Origin of the sequence: Bradyrhizobium sp. STM 3809 (assembly GCF_000239795.1) — a bacterium.
Taxonomy (GTDB): Bacteria; Pseudomonadota; Alphaproteobacteria; order Rhizobiales; family Xanthobacteraceae; genus Bradyrhizobium.
Window position 1 is genome coordinate 1 of record NZ_CAFJ01000083.1, and the last position, 15,492, is coordinate 15,492.

The following is a 15,492-nucleotide window of genomic DNA, read 5'->3' on the forward strand; positions in this document are numbered from 1 at the left end:
GCTCGGCCGCGCGCCGGCACCGGTCGCCGCTGGTCCCGACGAGGATGAAGGTCCGCGCCAGATCCGTCGTGGCCCCGGTGGCGCCGCGCGCCCCGCGCCGCCGCCGAAGACCACCCACAAGCCGGGTCCGCAGAAGCAGCGCGGCCGCCTCACCGTCGTCACCGCGCTGAACGCCGATGACGTCCGCGAGCGCTCGATCGCCTCGTTCCGCCGCCGCACCCAGCGGCTCAAGGGCCACGCCGCCAATGAGCAGAAGGAGAAGCTGGTCCGCGAGGTGACGATCCCGGAGGCGATCACGATCCAGGAGCTGGCGAACCGCATGTCGGAGCGCGCGGTGGACGTGATCCGTCTGCTGATGCGCCAGGGCGCGATGCACAAGATCACCGACGTGATCGATGCCGACACCGCGCAGCTGATCGCCGAAGAGCTCGGCCACACCGTGAAGCGCGTCGCCGCCTCCGACGTGGAAGAGGGCCTGTTCGACGTCGTCGACGATTCGACCGACACCGAGCCGCGCTCGCCGGTCGTCACCGTCATGGGCCACGTCGACCACGGCAAGACCTCGCTGCTCGACGCGCTGCGCCACGCCAACGTGGTCTCGGGCGAAGCCGGCGGCATCACCCAGCATATCGGCGCCTATCAGGTGACCGCGCCGGATAGCGGCAAGAAGATCACCTTCATCGACACGCCCGGCCACGCCGCGTTCACCGCGATGCGCGCCCGCGGCGCCAAGGTCACCGACATCGTCGTGCTGGTGGTCGCGGCCGACGACGGCGTCATGCCGCAGACGATCGAGGCCATCAACCACGCCAAGGCGGCGAAGGTGCCGATGATCGTGGCGATCAACAAGATCGACAAGCCCGACGCCCGGCCCGAGCGCGTCCGCACCGAGCTGCTGCAGCACGAGGTGCAGGTCGAATCGCTCGGCGGCGAGGTCGTCGACGTCGAAGTGTCCGCCAAGAACAAGACCAATCTCGATCGTCTGCTCGAGATGATCGCGCTGCAGGCCGACATCCTCGACCTCAAGACCAATTCGGATCGTCCGGCCGAAGGCACCGTGATCGAGGCCAAGCTCGATCGGGGCCGGGGTCCGGTCGCCACCGTGCTGGTCCAGCGCGGCACCTTGCGGGTCGGCGACATCATCGTCGCCGGCGCCGAGATGGGCCGCGTCCGCGCGCTGATCTCCGACCAGGGCGAGACCCTGCAGGAGGCCGGTCCGTCGGTGCCGGTCGAGGTGCTCGGCTTCAACGGTCCGCCGGAAGCCGGCGATCGTCTCGCCGTGGTCGAGAACGAAGCCCGCGCCCGCCAGGTCACGAGCTATCGTGCGCACCAGAAGCGCGAGAATGCCGCCGCCTCGATCTCCGGCATGCGCGGCTCGCTTGAGCAGATGATGTCGCAATTGAAGACGGCGGGCCGCAAGGAATTCCCGCTGGTCATCAAGGCCGACGTGCAGGGTTCGCTGGAAGCCATTCTCGGCTCGCTGGAGAAGCTCGGCACCGAGGAGGTCGCCGCCCGCATCCTGCATGCCGGCGTCGGCGGCATCAGCGAATCCGACGTCACGCTGGCCGAAGGCTTCAACGCCGCGATCATCGGCTTCTCCGTTCGCGCCAACAAGGAAGCCGCCGCGCTCGCCAAGCGCAACGGCATCGAGATCCGCTACTACAACATCATCTACGACCTCGTGGATGACGTGAAGAAGGCGATGAGCGGCCTGCTCGCGCCGACGCTGCGCGAAACCATGCTCGGCAATGCGCAGATCCTCGAGGTGTTCAATATCTCCAAGGTCGGCAAGGTGGCCGGCTGCCGCGTCACCGACGGCACCGTCGAGCGCGGCGCCAATGTCCGCCTGATCCGCGACAACGTCGTGGTTCACGAGGGCAAGCTGTCGACCCTGAAGCGCTTCAAGGACGAGGTGAAGGAAGTGCAGGCCGGCCAGGAATGCGGCATGGCCTTCGAGAACTACGGCGACATGCGTGTCGGCGACGTCATCGAATGTTATCGCGTGGAGACCATTCAGCGCTCGCTGTAAGTCCGAATCCTACAGAGCGCGCTGTCATTCGAGCGAGCAGCGATTCCGTGTTTCAGCGGAATCGCTGCGGAGCTTGAACTTAACCAAGCGTCGTTGAACTCAATCAGAATGATCCGCTCGCCCGCGCTCGCGCCGGGCGATGATCCGTTGGATTTTTTGCAAAATGCCTCGTCATCATCAGAGAGGAAGCGCAGCTTCCGGCGGCTCGCAGCGACAGCTGCGCGTGGCCGAGACGGTGCGCCACGCTGTCGCCGACATTCTCAGCCATGGTAGCGCGCACGACCCGGACCTCGAGGGACACATCATTACGGTGCCCGAAGTCCGCATGTCGCCCGATCTCAAGCTTGCAACGATCTACATCATGCCGCTCGGCGGACGCGACACTGACGTCGTGCTCGCGGCGCTGGAGCGCAACAAGAAGTTCCTGCGCGGCGAGGTCGCGCGGCGCGTTAACCTGAAATTTGCACCTGACGTCCGCTTCCGCGTCGACGAACGATTCGACGAAGCGGAACGGATCGAGAAATTACTGCGAACACCTGCGGTGCAGAGAGATCTCAATTCGGATTCGGAAGAGAGCTGATGACCATTCCCCCCGAAACCGGCACTGTCGAGTCGCCGAACACCGATGCGATCGCCGTCAACGTGAAAAAAAATCACGCCGCCGACGGGCGTCCGCGCGACAACAATGATCCGCGCCACAAGCAGCACAGGGGCAATCAGCCGCGCCGCGACCGTCGCGACGTTCATGGCTGGGTCGTCCTGGACAAGCCGATCGGCATGACCTCGACGCAGGCCGTCGCGGTCGCCAAGCGCCTGTTCCAGGCCAAGCGCGCTGGCCATGCCGGCACGCTGGATCCGCTCGCCTCGGGCGGGCTGCCGATCGCACTGGGCGAGGCGACCAAGACCGTTCCGTTCGTGATGGACGGCCGCAAGCGCTATCGCTTCACCGTCGCCTGGGGTGCGGAGCGCGATACCGACGACACCGAGGGCCGGGTCGTCCAGACCAGCGAGAAACGGTCGGATGTCACCGCGATCCGCGCGCTGCTGCCGCAATTTACCGGCCGGATCGAGCAGACCCCGCCGCGCTATTCCGCGATCAAGATCCAGGGCGAGCGCGCCTATGACCTAGCCCGCGACGGCGAGGTGGTCGAGCTGCAGCCGCGCCCGGTCGAGATCCACGAACTGACCCTCGTGGACCAGCCCGATGCCGACCACTCGGTGTTCGAGGCCGAATGCGGCAAGGGAACCTATGTCCGGGCCCTGGCCCGCGACATGGGCCGGCTTCTCGGCTGCTACGGCCATATCAGCGCGCTCCGGCGCACCCTGGTCGGCCCGTTTACCGAGAACGACATGATTCCGCTGGAACAACTGGAGGCTTTGTGCAATAGAGCCGCGTCCGGTGAGGGAAGCCTTGCCGACGCACTGCTGCCCGTTGAGACCGCGCTGGACGACATCCCGGCACTGGCCGTCACGCGGGCGGATGCGGCAAGGCTCCACCGGGGCCAGGCCGTCTTGTTGCGCGGACGGGATGCGCCCCAGAGTAGCGGCACAGTCTATGTCACGGTCGCAGGCCGCCTTCTGGCGCTTGCCGAAATTGGCAATGGCGAACTCATCCCCAAGCGCGTGTTCAACCTGACCGGACTGACTGCCAGCTCCGGTCGCAACGAGAGAGATTGACGATGTCGATTACCGCAGAGCGCAAGGCGGAAATCATCGAGGCGAATGCCACCAAGGCCGGCGACACCGGCTCCCCTGAAGTGCAGGTTGCGATCCTGTCGGAGCGCATCAACAACCTGACCGGCCATTTCAAGACTCACGGCAAGGACAACCACTCCCGCCGCGGCCTCCTGAAGCTGGTCTCGACCCGCCGTTCGCTGCTCGACTATCTGAAGAAGAACGACGAGGCGCGTTACAAGGCGCTGCTCGAGAAGCACAACATCCGTCGTTGAGCTTCGCCTTGGAGTGAGCGCGCGCGAGTTCGCGCGCGTGATGGCATGATCCCGAGGACGTCGCTTGTAGCGGCGTTCGTGAATCCGGGATCATGCGGTCTGGCGGGACACCGGAAAGAAGCGGATACGCTTCATATGCCGGTCCGGCGCAGGCCGTACAGTACGCCTCAGCAGCAATCCGGCCGCTGGGCGTGACGGGCAAGGTGCCCGTACGACGAGAAGGATGGACGCCATCCGAAATAAGAAAACCATGGCAGGATCGCAGGGCGCTGATCGCAATCCAGCGCCCTGCCATCTTGCGCATGGTTTTTTTGTTTTGGGGGGTCTGCCTTCGCTCATCCTATGAAAGAAGATACCCATGTTTACCAAGCATTCCGTCGAGATCGACTGGGGTGGACGTCCCCTCAAGCTGGAAACCGGCAAGATCGCGCGCCAGGCTGACGGCGCCGTCGTCGCCACCTATGGCGAGACCGTCGTGCTGGCGACCGTCGTCGCCGCCAAGTCGCCGCGCGACGGCGTCGACTTCCTGCCGCTGACCGTCGACTATCAGGAAAAGGCCTACGCTGCGGGGCGCATTCCCGGCGGCTATTTCAAGCGCGAGGGCCGTCCGACCGAGAAGGAGACGCTGGTCTCCCGCCTGATCGACCGTCCGATCCGCCCGCTGTTCGTCGATGCCTGGCGCAACGAGACCCAGGTGATCGTGACCACCCTGTCGCACGACATGGAGAACGATCCGGACATCCTGGCGATGGTCGCCGCCTCCGCCGCGCTCACGCTGTCCGGCGTGCCGTTCAAGGGCCCGATCGGCGCCGCCCGCGTCGGCTTCGCCAATGACGAATACATCCTCAATCCGACCCTCGACGAAATGGCCGACACCCAGCTCGACCTGGTCGTCGCCGGCACCTCGGACGCCGTTCTGATGGTCGAATCGGAGGCCAAGGAGCTCAACGAGGACATTATGCTCGGCGCGGTGATGTTCGGTCACCGTCACTTCCAGCCGGTCATCAACGCGATCATCGAGCTCGCCGAGAAGGCCGCCAAGGAGCCGCGCGACGTCGCGATCATCGACAACAGCGCGATCGAGAAGGAAATGCTCGGCATTGCCGAGCAGGACCTGCGCAAGGCCTATGCGATCCCGGTGAAGCAGGAGCGCTACGCCGCCGTCGGCGCGGTCAAGGAAAAGGTGATGGCGCACTTCTTCCCGGAAGGTGCCGAGCCGAAATACGAGAAGCTCCGCGTCGCCGACGTGTTCAAGGAGCTCGAGGCCAAGATCGTCCGCTGGAACATCCTCGACACCGGCCGCCGCATCGACGGCCGCGACGTCAAGACGGTCCGCAACATCGTCTGCGAAGTCGGCGTGCTGCCGCGCGCCCACGGCTCGGCGCTGTTCACCCGCGGTGAGACCCAGGCGCTGGTCGTGACCACGCTCGGCACCGGCGAGGACGAGCAGTACATCGACGCGCTGTCGGGAACGTACAAGGAAACGTTCCTGCTGCACTACAACTTCCCGCCCTACTCGGTCGGCGAGACCGGCCGCCTCGGCGGCACCAAGCGTCGCGAGATCGGCCATGGCAAGCTGGCCTGGCGCGCGATCCACCCGGTGCTGCCGCCGCATCACGAGTTCCCCTACACCACGCGCGTGGTCTCGGAGGTGACGGAGTCCAACGGCTCGTCCTCGATGGCCACCGTCTGCGGCTCGTCGCTGGCGCTGATGGATGCCGGCGTGCCGCTGAAGCGGCCGACCGCGGGCATCGCGATGGGCCTGATCCTGGAAGGCAGCCGCTACGCGGTTCTGTCGGACATTCTCGGCGACGAGGACCATCTCGGCGACATGGACTTCAAGGTCGCGGGCACCGAGAGCGGCATCACCTCGCTGCAGATGGACATCAAGATCGAGGGCATCACCGAGGAGATCATGCGCGTGGCGCTCGGCCAGGCGCGTGAGGGCCGCATCCACATCCTGGGCGAGATGTCCAAGGCGCTGACGGCGGCGCGCGCCGAGCTCGGCGAATACGCGCCGCGCATCGAGACCTTCAAGATCCCGACCGACAAGATCCGCGAAGTGATCGGCACCGGCGGCAAGGTGATCCGCGAGATCGTCGAGAAGACCGGCGCCAAGGTCAACATCGAGGACGACGGCACCGTGAAGGTCGCCTCCAGCGACGGCGAGGCGATGAAGGCCGCCATCAAGTGGATCAAGTCGATCGCCTCCGATCCGGAGGTCGGCCAGATCTATGACGGCACCGTCGTCAAGGTGATGGAGTTCGGCGCCTTCGTGAACTTCTTCGGCACCCGCGACGGCCTCGTGCACATCTCGCAGCTCGCCGACAAGCGCGTGCAGAAGACGTCCGACGTCGTCAAGGAAGGCGACAAGGTCAAGGTCAAGCTGCTCGGCTTCGACGACCGCGGCAAGACCCGGCTGTCGATGAAGGTCGTCGACCAGACCACCGGCGAGGACCTCGAGGCCAAGCAGAAGGCGGACGCCGCCGACGCTCCGCGCGAGGCCGCCGGCGAGTAAGCCGCGCATCTCTTCCGACAGAGACCAAAGGGCGGCCTTCGAGCCGCCCTTTTTTTGGCTCGCCGGTCCCTCCGCGTCATTCGAGCGAAACGAAGCAATCCGGGATCGCGCAAGCGACTCTGGATCGCTTCGTCGCGTTGCTCCTCGCAATGACGGGGGAGAGAGCTTACGTTCGCATCTGCGTGCTGGAGGCTCGTATCCGATGTCCGAGACGATCATCCGTTTAGCAAGGCCGGACGAATACGACGCCATCGCGAAAATCTGGATGGAGAGCTGGTGCTCGACCGGGTTGGAAAGTCCCAGCGAAAAGCTCCTGACCTATCTCCGGGAGCGCGTGCCGAGGGAGGTGGCGGGCGGCTGGAGCCTGTACGTCGCCGATGACGGCGGCGCGCTTGCGGCGATGCTGGCTGTCAACATTGAGCGGCTCTATCTCGACCAGCTGATGATCGCGCCCGCCTATCAAGGCCGCTCGCTCGGCCGCCGCCTGCTCGCCTTCACCCGCGACATGCTACCCGACGAGATCTGGCTGCGCTGCGCCGAGGGCAACGCGAAGGCTTGGCGCTGGTACGAACGGGAAGGCTTTGTGCTGGAGAAGACGGAAGCGGACCCGGTGCACGGCCGGATGATGAAGTACTACCGCTGGAAGCGGGGATGCCCATAGGGCGGATGCTCCCGACAGGCCTGCGCGGTGACGCTGATGGCTGGAAGCCGCTTGCCGCGATACAACATCCGCCACAGTCTCATGCGGTCCGGCCTCTCGCCGGACTCCATGTCCCGGCCTCCGCCCTCCTGATTAGTCCTACTCCGCCTTGAGGTCCTCGGGACGCGGCATCGAGATCACGTTGTAGCCGGAGTCCACATAGTGGATCTCACCGGTCACGCCGCCGGAGAGGTCCGACAGCAGGTAGAGCGCGGAACCACCGAGTTCCTCCAGCGTCACGCCGCGGCCGAGCGGCGAGTGCTTCTGCTGGAATGCGAACATGAAGCGGGCATCGCCGATGCCGGAGCCGGCCAGCGTGCGCACCGGACCGGCCGAGATGGCGTTGACGCGGATCGCGCGACGGCCGTAGTCGGCGGCGAGATAGCGCACCGAGGCCTCGAGCGCGGCCTTGGCGACGCCCATCACGTTGTAGTTCGGCATCACGCGGTTGGAGCCGTCGAAGGTCAGCGTGATCATGCTGCCGCCGCTCTCCGGCATCAGCTCGGCGGCGCGCTTGGCGATCTCGGTGAAGGAGAAGCAGGAGATCAGCATGGTGCGCGAGAAGTTCTCGCGCGAGGTGTCGGCGTAGCGGCCCTTGAGCTCGTTCTTGTCGGAGAAGGCGACGGCATGGACGATGAAGTCGAGCCCGCCCCAGGCCTCGCGCAGGGCCGCAAAGACGCTGTCGACGCTGGCGATGTCCTCGACGTCGCAGGGCAGCACATGCTTGACGCCGAGTTCGTCGGCGAGCGGACGCACGCGCTTGCCGAGCGCATCGCCCTGATAGGTGAAGGCCATCTCGGCGCCGTGCGCAGCCAGCGTCTTGGCGATGCCCCAGGCGATCGAATGGTCGTTGGCGATGCCCATGACCAGACCGCGCTTGCCTGCCATCAGACCCTGCATGCTCACTCTCCTTCGTCATGCCGGGGCCCGCCCAGCCAAGATGATCGTCAGGGTCCGGCGACGCCGATGGCCGGACCTCGGTGCGAAGATGTTTCGCGCTGCTGTCCGGCTCGCGCCGAGGAACCCGTGCTGCTGGAAATCTTAGGCGTCGAGGTGCTTGAAGACCAGCGTCGCGTTGGTGCCGCCGAAGCCGAACGAGTTCGACAGGACGGTGCCGAGCTTGGCATTGTCGATGCGCTTGCGCACGATCGGCATGTCCGCGAACACCGGATCGAGTTCGGTGATGTTGGCGCTCTCGCAGATGAAGCCGTTCTTCATCATCAGCAGCGAGTAGATCGCCTCCTGCACGCCGGTGGCGCCGAGCGAGTGGCCGGTCAGCGCCTTGGTGGCCGCGATCGGCGGGCACTTCTCGCCGGAGCCGAACACCTTGCGGATCGCCTCGATCTCCGGCGGATCGCCGGCCGGCGTCGAGGTCGCGTGCGGATTGATGTAGTCGATCCTGGTCTTCACCGTCGACAGTGCCATCTGCATGCAGCGTTCGGCGCCCTCGCCCGACGGCGCGACCATGTCGTAGCCGTCCGAGGTCGCGCCATAGCCGACGATCTCGCCATAGATTTTCGCACCGCGCGCCTTGGCGCGCTCGAGCTCCTCGAGCACCAGGACGCCGGCGCCGCCGGCGATCACGAAGCCGTCGCGGCTGACGTCATACGGACGCGAGGCGGTCGCGGGCGTCTCGTTGTGCTTGGACGACATCGCGCCCATCGCATCGAACAGCACCGAGAGAGTCCAGTCGAGCTCCTCGCAGCCGCCGGCGAACATCACGTCCTGCTTGCCGTACTGGATCATTTCATAGGCATTGCCGATGCAATGGTTCGACGTCGCGCAGGCCGAGGAGATCGAGTAGTTGACGCCCTTGATCTTGAACCAGGTCGCGAGCGTTGCCGACGCCGTCGACGACATCGCCTTCGGCACTGCGAAAGGTCCGACGCGCTTGGGGCCCTTGGTGCGGGTGATGTCGGCGGCCTCGACCAGCGTGCGCGTCGACGGGCCGCCCGAGCCCATGATGATGCCGGTCCTGACATTGGACACGTCGGTCGGCTCCAGGCCGGAATCGAGGATCGCCTGCTCCATCGCGACGTGATTCCACGCCGCGCCCTCGCCGAGGAAACGCATCGCGCGGCGGTCGACCACCTCGGCGGGATTCAGCGTCGGCGCGCCTTGCACCTGCGAACGGAAACCAAGCTCGGCATATTTCTCAGCACGGGAGATGCCGGACTTCGCCTCGTACAGGCTCGCCAGCACCTCCTGGGTGTTGTTGCCGATCGACGAGACGATGCCCATGCCCGTGATGACGACCCGCCTCATGATGTCCGCCTCGCCTTGCTCGTGTGTTTTGTTGCAGTCACGCCTGCTGCACTGTCTGTGGTCGCAACCCGCCGGTTCAAGACGGCGCGGCGCCCTGCTTGAACAGACCGACCTTCAGGTCCTTGGCGCGATAGATAATCTCGCCATCCATCGAAAGCCACCCGTCGGCGATGCCGAGCACGAGCTTTGAGCGCATCACGCGCTTGATGTCGACGTTGTACACAACCTTGCTGGCGGTCGGCAGAACCTGGCCGGAGAATTTCAGGTCACCCAGGCCGAGCGCGCGGCCGCGGCCTGCGCCACCGGTCCAGCCGAGGAAAAAGCCGACCATCTGCCACATCGCATCCAGGCCGAGGCAGCCGGGCATCACCGGATCGTTCTTGAAATGGCAGCCGAAGAACCAGAGATCCGGCTTGACGTCGAGCTCGGCGCGCACGACGCCCTTGCCGAATTCGCCGCCGGTCTCGGCGATCTCGGTGATGCGATCGAACATCAGCATCGGCGGCAGCGGCAGCTGCGCGTTGCCGGGACCGAACAGCTCCCCGCGGCCGCAGGCCAGCAGGTCCTCGTATTCATAACTGCCGCGCCGATCCAGCATGCCTGATGAGCCTTTCTCAACGATCCCCGGTGGAAGATTTGGCGCGCGACATGCCCCTTCGCGCGTCGACCCGTTCATGCGCCGTTTCGCCGTCCGGCCATACCGTCGACTGGCCGGCGCCCCAGACCAGGCAGTTCGATGGCGCCGACGGCCGAAGCGGCCAGCAGCGCCCGCCATGGCAGGTCAAATCGGGTCCGCGCGCTCTCTAACATAGGGGATTGCGGCGTCAATGCGCGTATCCAGCTAAATCGGCGCGGGGCGCCGACACGCAATTGCGCCGGGCAGCAGATGCAGTTTAGGGTCGTTCTAGATAGGGTAGTTGCGATAAGCTTGCATCTGATGGGGTTTCTTCCTATATCAAATCCAGTCGGTGTGAAGATTTCGGTGCATGACGTGGATGCCAGCAACAATGCCTCGATGAGTGGTCACGACCGCGCCGGTCCTGATGGGCTGGGCACGGGCCGGCAGCCTGCGCTCAACGGCTGCCCGTGGCACGACGTCAATGAAATGCTGCAGACCGCCGGTTTGCGTCCGACGCGGCAACGCATGGCGCTGGGCTGGCTGCTGTTCGGCAAGGGCGCGCGGCATCTGACGGCGGAAATGCTGTACGAGGAAGCGACGCTCGCCAAGGTTCCGGTGTCGCTGGCGACGGTCTACAATACGCTCAATCAGCTGACCGACGCCGGGCTGCTGCGCCAAGTCAGTGTCGACGGTACCAAGACCTATTTCGATACCAACGTCACCGCTCACCACCACTTCTATCTCGAGAACAACCACGAGCTGGTGGACATTCCGGACCAGCATCTGGCGCTGTCGAAGCTGCCGGAGGCGCCGGAGGGTTACGAGATCGCCCGGATCGACATGGTCGTCCGGCTGCGCAAGAAGCGCTGAACCAGAACACAATCGTTAACGTCACCGATGCCCGCGCCGCTCGCGGGCATTTTCATGTCGGCAACACGTCCAGGCGGCGGCCGGCAGAGCCGGCGCGCCGATGACGTCAGTTCACCTGCTCGTCGGCGTAGACGCCCCACAGCCGCTGCTGCTGGATCCAGCCCTCGAAACCATTGCCGAGCACGCGGCACCAGCCATTGGTGCACTTCTTCACCTGCGCGACGACACCGGCCTGCAGCCGCGCGGTCACCGCGCTGGTCTGGTCGGCGCTGTCGTAGATCGGCGCGAGATCATCCTTGTTCTTCATGGTCACGACCGCCGTTCGGCGTCCGGACAGCAGGGAGTGGTAGACCCAGCCCTCCGACCCCTCGGAATCGCGCACCCGCCGCCAGTTCTCGTACTCCGCAGTGATCTCCACCGGCAGGCCGGAGCGCGTGTAGACCCAGGCCACGTCATTGTCCTTGGTCGGACCGGCGCGGACGTTCACATGATCCGATTTCAGGCTGACATAGCGCGGCACCGGCAGGCCGCTGGTGGTGAGAACCGAATCCTTGGCCACGGCGCCGGTGCTGACCGAACCGTGGAGCAGACTGGCGCAGAAAACTGCGGCGACGATTGCGACTGCACCGAGACGTCCCGACACGCTTGAACTCAACTCACTCTCCCTCGCAAGGATCGACGCGTGGTCGCGTCCATGATCCTTTCGCCCGATCCCCATCGAACCGCCGGGCTGCCCCCCTTCGTGCACAGAGAGGGCTTGCCGCAGCGCAGGTCCCGACCCGCCGTTGGCTTCTTGTCTTGGCCCGGCCTTCTGCTAGACAGGACCAAACACAAGCGGCCAGGAAGCGCCTGAGAATCGCTCGCGGAGCCCTGTCAGGGACGGATCGGCCACCTGCGTGATCCGACACGACCAGTCCAGGGAAACGCCGCTCTCAGACGACGACGGTAGTTTCGGCGAACCCGGTTAATGAGGTCTGAAGGATCTCATGAGAGCAGCACATGTCAGCTAGGAAAAAGCCCCTCGTCGTGGTGACACGCAAGCTGCCGGACTCGGTCGAGACCCGCATGCGCGAGCTGTTCGACGCCAGGCTCAATCTCGACGACGAGCCGATGAGCCAGGACCAGCTGGCCGACGCCGTGCGCACCGCGGAGGTGCTGGTTCCCACCGTCACCGACCACATCTCGGCCGACATCCTCAATCAGCCCGACTGCAAGCTGCGCATGATCGCCAATTTCGGCAATGGCGTCGACAACATCGATGTCGCCGCGGCGGTGGCGCGCGGCATCACCGTCACCAACACGCCGAAGGTCCTCACCGAGGACACCGCCGACATGACCATGGCGCTGATCCTCGCGGTGCCGCGGCGGCTGATCGAGGGCGCGTCGGTGCTCACCGAGGGCAAGAACTGGGCGGGTTGGTCGCCGACCTGGATGCTCGGCCACCGCATCGGCGGCAAGCGCCTGGGCATCATCGGCATGGGCCGCATCGGCCAGGCGGTGGCGCGGCGCGCCCGCGCCTTCGGCCTGCAGATCCACTATCACAACCGCCGCCCGGTGGCGCCCGTCATCGCCGACGAGCTCGGCGCCACCTACTGGGAGAGCCTCGACCAGATGCTGGCGCGGATGGACATCATCTCGGTGAACTGTCCGCACACGCCGGCGACCTTCCATCTGTTGTCGGCACGCCGCCTCAAGCTGATCCGCAAGGACGCCTACATCGTCAACACCGCGCGCGGCGAGGTGATCGACGAGGAGACGATGACGCGGCTGATCGAAGCCGGCGACATCGCCGGCGCCGGCCTCGACGTGTTCGAGCACGAGCCCGCGGTGAATCCGCGACTGGTGCGGCTGGCGAAGGCCGGCAAGGTGACCCTGCTGCCGCACATGGGCTCGGCGACGATCGAGGGCCGCGTCGAGATGGGCGAGAAGGTCATCATCAATATCAAGACCTTCCTCGACAACCACCGCCCGCCGGACCGCGTGCTGCCGAGCATGCTGTAGGCCGAGCCGGCCGCTCCACACTCGGTGTCGTCCCGGCCTTGAGCCGGGACCCAGACCGCCAGGGTGTGGTTTGAGGCACGCTGGTGATTGGCTTTTCTCCCAGCATGACCGCCGCGGAGTATGGGTCCCGGCTCAAGGCCGGGACGACGGCGGCGTGTGTGGTGACGGGCTGGACTCAAGCCCGCACATCACTTCCGGTGCGCGCTGAGATCCGCAATCACCGGTCCGTCGCCATTCAATGGATTCGCCGGGTCGCGGCCATAGCGCAGCGTCTCGAAGCGCATGGTGCGCGCGTCCAGCATCAGCAGTCGTCCGACCAGGCCCTCGCCGAAGCCGACGATCTCGCGGATCGCCTCCAGCGCCATCATCGAGCCGAGCATGCCGGCCAGCGCACCCATCACGCCGGCTTCTGCGCAGGCCGGCACGGTGCCGGGCGGCGGCGGCTCCGGGAACAGGCATCGATAGGTCGGATTGAAGGCGCCCTTGTCGTTCCTCTCATGCGCGCGGATCGTCGTGAGCGACGCATCGAAGGTGCCGAGCGCACCTGTGATCAGCGGCTTCTTCGCCAGGAAGCACGCATCGGAGGCGAGATAGCGGGTGTCGAAATTGTCGGACCCGTCGAGCACGAGATCATAGCCGCCGATGAGCTCCAGTGCATTGTCGGCGTTGAGCCAGGTCCGGTGCGCGACGACGCCGACATGCGGATTTAGCGCATTGATACGCTCCGCCGCGCTGTCGACCTTCGGACGACCGATATCGGGCGTCGCGTGGATGACCTGGCGCTGCAAATTCGACAGCGACACCACGTCGTCATCGACCACGCCGATGGTGCCGATCCCGGCGGCGGCGAGGTACATCAGCGCCGGCGCGCCGAGGCCGCCTGCACCGATCACCAGCACTGCCGCGCGCTTCAGCGCTGCCTGACCTGGACCGCCGACATCGCGCAGCACGATATGGCGCGCGTAGCGTTCCACTTCCTCATCGCTCAGCATCGTCACGAACGCCCCTTCCGCTGCCGGATCGCTGTCAGCCGATCAAGGAGACCACGGGTCTCCGCGCTGAACCCTCGCCGGATTGTGACCGACCAAGCAGATGTGCTTATTTACGTCAGCGGCAAGAGCAGCGGGATTTGTCATGAGACGGCTGGCCACGGCAACCTTCATCTGCGCGGTCGCTGCGTGCGCGCCCGCCGAGGCCCAGACGACGCCGACACAGGGCGTGCTGCCGGGCGCCAAGCCCAAGCCGGTGGCGACCCAGGCCGTGCGGCCCGGCGTGCAGGCGCCGGCCGACACGGCCAACGGGATGAGCCAGGCCGAGCGGCTGTCGCTGCAGTCCGATCTCGCCTGGGTCGGCCAGTACAATGGCGCGATCACCGGCGACGTCAGCGAACGCATGGTCAATGCGATCAAGGATTACCAGAAGCTCAAGGGCGGCAAGCCGACCGGCGTGCTCAATCCGCAGGAGCGCGCCGTGCTCGCCGACACCGCGCGCCGCAAGCAGGAGGGCGTCGGCTGGAAGCTCGTGACCGAGCCGACCAGTGGCGCACGCCTGGGTATTCCGACCAAGCTGGTGCCGCAGCAGACCACCGATTCCAACGGCTCGAAATGGAGCTCGCCGACCGGCACCGTGCAGGTCGTGCTGTCGCGGCGCAAGGAGGCCAACCCGACCACCGCAGCGCTCGCCGACCGCGAGAAGAAGGAGCCCGGCCGCACTGTCGACTACAGCGTGGTCAAGCCGGATTTCTTCGTGCTGTCGGGCCTGCAGAACCTGAAGAAGTTCTACATCCGCGGCACCTTCAAGGGCGACGAGGTGCGCATCCTGACCATCCTGTACGACCAGGCCACCGAGAACACGGTCGAGCCGGTCGTGATCGCGATGTCCTCCGCTTTCACGGCGTTTCCGGCGGCGGCGTTGGCCGCTCAACCGGCGCCTCGTCGCAGCGTCGACTATGGCACCGGCATCGTCGCGAGCACGGACGGCGTCATCATCGCCGATCGCGAGGTGACCGACGCTTGCGTGGCCATCACCATTCCCGGCTTCGGCCATGCCGAGCGGGTGGCCGAGGACAAGGAGCGCGGGCTGGCGCTGCTGCGCATCTATGGTGCGCGCGGCCTCAAGCCCCTGGCATTGTCGGGCGGCGTGGCGAAATCATCCGTCGAGATCGTCGGCATCGCCGATCCGCAGAGCCAGGGCGGCGGCGGCGCCATCAGCGTCGTGAAGGCGCAGCTTGGCGGCAATGGCGGCAGCGACGTGTCGCTCGCGCCGGCGCCGGGACTGGGCTTCTCCGGCGCGGCCGCGCTGGACGGCGATGGCAAATTTGCCGGCGTGACCCTGCTGAAGCCCGGCGTGCTCGCCGGCACCGCTGTCGTGCCGTCGTCCCAGGTCGTCCTGGTGAGCGCCGACGCGGTGCGCGGCTTCCTGTCCGCGCAGGGCGTCAAGGCGGACGGCACCTCGCTCGACGTCAAGGCCGCGACGCTGCGCGTGATCTGCGTGCGCAAATAGCGTCGTCCGCACGCCGCACCGCGCACTGCAGCGCGGCAG

At 66.0% G+C, this 15,492-nt stretch carries 14 protein-coding genes; 9 read left to right on the forward strand and 5 right to left on the reverse strand.

Features of this window, described 5'->3' with window-relative positions:
- The 6 genes from infB to BRAS3809_RS04160 all read left to right on the forward strand — a co-directional run.
- The coding region (infB, locus tag BRAS3809_RS04135; RefSeq protein ID WP_035655237.1) for a translation initiation factor IF-2 at positions 1–2,029 on the forward strand (2,029 nt) is incomplete at its 5' end.
- 163 nt (positions 2,030–2,192) lie between these two features.
- Positions 2,193–2,609 carry a 30S ribosome-binding factor RbfA gene (gene rbfA / locus BRAS3809_RS04140; protein WP_008960847.1) on the forward strand — a complete coding sequence of 139 codons (417 nt, stop codon included), beginning with the start codon at positions 2,193–2,195 and terminating at the stop codon, positions 2,607–2,609.
- Positions 2,609–3,706: a tRNA pseudouridine(55) synthase TruB gene (truB, locus tag BRAS3809_RS04145; protein ID WP_008960848.1), complete on the forward strand. Its 1,098-nt coding sequence runs from the start codon at positions 2,609–2,611 to the stop codon at positions 3,704–3,706. The genes rbfA and truB overlap by 1 nt, the downstream gene beginning before the upstream one ends.
- A gap of 2 nt (positions 3,707–3,708) precedes the next feature.
- Complete coding sequence (gene rpsO, locus BRAS3809_RS04150; protein ID WP_008960849.1) at positions 3,709–3,978, forward strand: 30S ribosomal protein S15; 270 nt, start codon at positions 3,709–3,711, stop codon at positions 3,976–3,978.
- Positions 3,979–4,336: 358 nt separating this feature from the next.
- On the forward strand, positions 4,337–6,496 hold the full coding sequence (gene pnp / locus BRAS3809_RS04155) for a polyribonucleotide nucleotidyltransferase (RefSeq protein ID WP_008960850.1): 2,160 nt from the start codon (positions 4,337–4,339) through the stop codon (positions 6,494–6,496).
- A 202-nt stretch (positions 6,497–6,698) separates the two neighbouring features.
- A complete protein-coding gene (locus BRAS3809_RS04160) occupies positions 6,699–7,157 on the forward strand; it encodes a GNAT family N-acetyltransferase (protein ID WP_008960851.1) in 459 nt (152 codons plus the stop codon).
- A gap of 138 nt (positions 7,158–7,295) precedes the next feature.
- Here BRAS3809_RS04160 and fabI read toward each other — a convergent pair whose 3' ends face one another.
- From fabI to fabA, 3 genes are all read right to left on the reverse strand, one after another.
- Positions 7,296–8,096 (reverse strand): enoyl-ACP reductase FabI, encoded by an 801-nt coding sequence (fabI, locus tag BRAS3809_RS04165; protein WP_008960853.1) that lies wholly within the window; start codon positions 8,094–8,096, stop codon positions 7,296–7,298.
- 141 nt (positions 8,097–8,237) lie between these two features.
- Positions 8,238–9,461: a beta-ketoacyl-ACP synthase I gene (gene fabB / locus BRAS3809_RS04170; RefSeq protein WP_008960854.1), complete on the reverse strand. Its 1,224-nt coding sequence runs from the start codon at positions 9,459–9,461 to the stop codon at positions 8,238–8,240.
- A gap of 76 nt (positions 9,462–9,537) precedes the next feature.
- Complete coding sequence (gene fabA, locus BRAS3809_RS04175) at positions 9,538–10,059, reverse strand: 3-hydroxyacyl-[acyl-carrier-protein] dehydratase FabA (RefSeq protein WP_008960855.1); 522 nt, start codon at positions 10,057–10,059, stop codon at positions 9,538–9,540.
- Positions 10,060–10,476: 417 nt separating this feature from the next.
- On the opposite strand from fabA, the gene irrA reads away from it, so the two are divergent.
- On the forward strand, positions 10,477–10,950 hold the full coding sequence (gene irrA, locus BRAS3809_RS04180; RefSeq protein WP_035638612.1) for an iron response transcriptional regulator IrrA: 474 nt from the start codon (positions 10,477–10,479) through the stop codon (positions 10,948–10,950).
- A gap of 106 nt (positions 10,951–11,056) precedes the next feature.
- Here the strand turns inward: irrA and BRAS3809_RS04185 are convergent, their stop codons facing one another.
- Positions 11,057–11,593, reverse strand: a complete 537-nt coding sequence (locus BRAS3809_RS04185) for an SH3 domain-containing protein (protein WP_035655238.1) — start codon at positions 11,591–11,593, stop codon at positions 11,057–11,059.
- Positions 11,594–11,949: 356 nt separating this feature from the next.
- On the opposite strand from BRAS3809_RS04185, the gene BRAS3809_RS04190 reads away from it, so the two are divergent.
- Entirely contained in the window at positions 11,950–12,951 is a 1,002-nt protein-coding gene (locus BRAS3809_RS04190; protein WP_008960859.1) for a 2-hydroxyacid dehydrogenase, read from the forward strand.
- Between the two features lie 188 nt (positions 12,952–13,139).
- Here BRAS3809_RS04190 and BRAS3809_RS04195 read toward each other — a convergent pair whose 3' ends face one another.
- Positions 13,140–13,943 carry a HesA/MoeB/ThiF family protein gene (locus BRAS3809_RS04195; protein WP_008960860.1) on the reverse strand — a complete coding sequence of 268 codons (804 nt, stop codon included), beginning with the start codon at positions 13,941–13,943 and terminating at the stop codon, positions 13,140–13,142.
- A gap of 142 nt (positions 13,944–14,085) precedes the next feature.
- Between BRAS3809_RS04195 and BRAS3809_RS04200 the strand changes: the two genes are divergently transcribed.
- The gene (locus BRAS3809_RS04200) at positions 14,086–15,453 is read left to right on the forward strand and encodes a peptidoglycan-binding protein (RefSeq protein WP_008960861.1); all 1,368 of its coding nucleotides are present in this window, start codon (positions 14,086–14,088) and stop codon (positions 15,451–15,453) included.
- Positions 15,454–15,492: the final 39 nt, after the last annotated feature.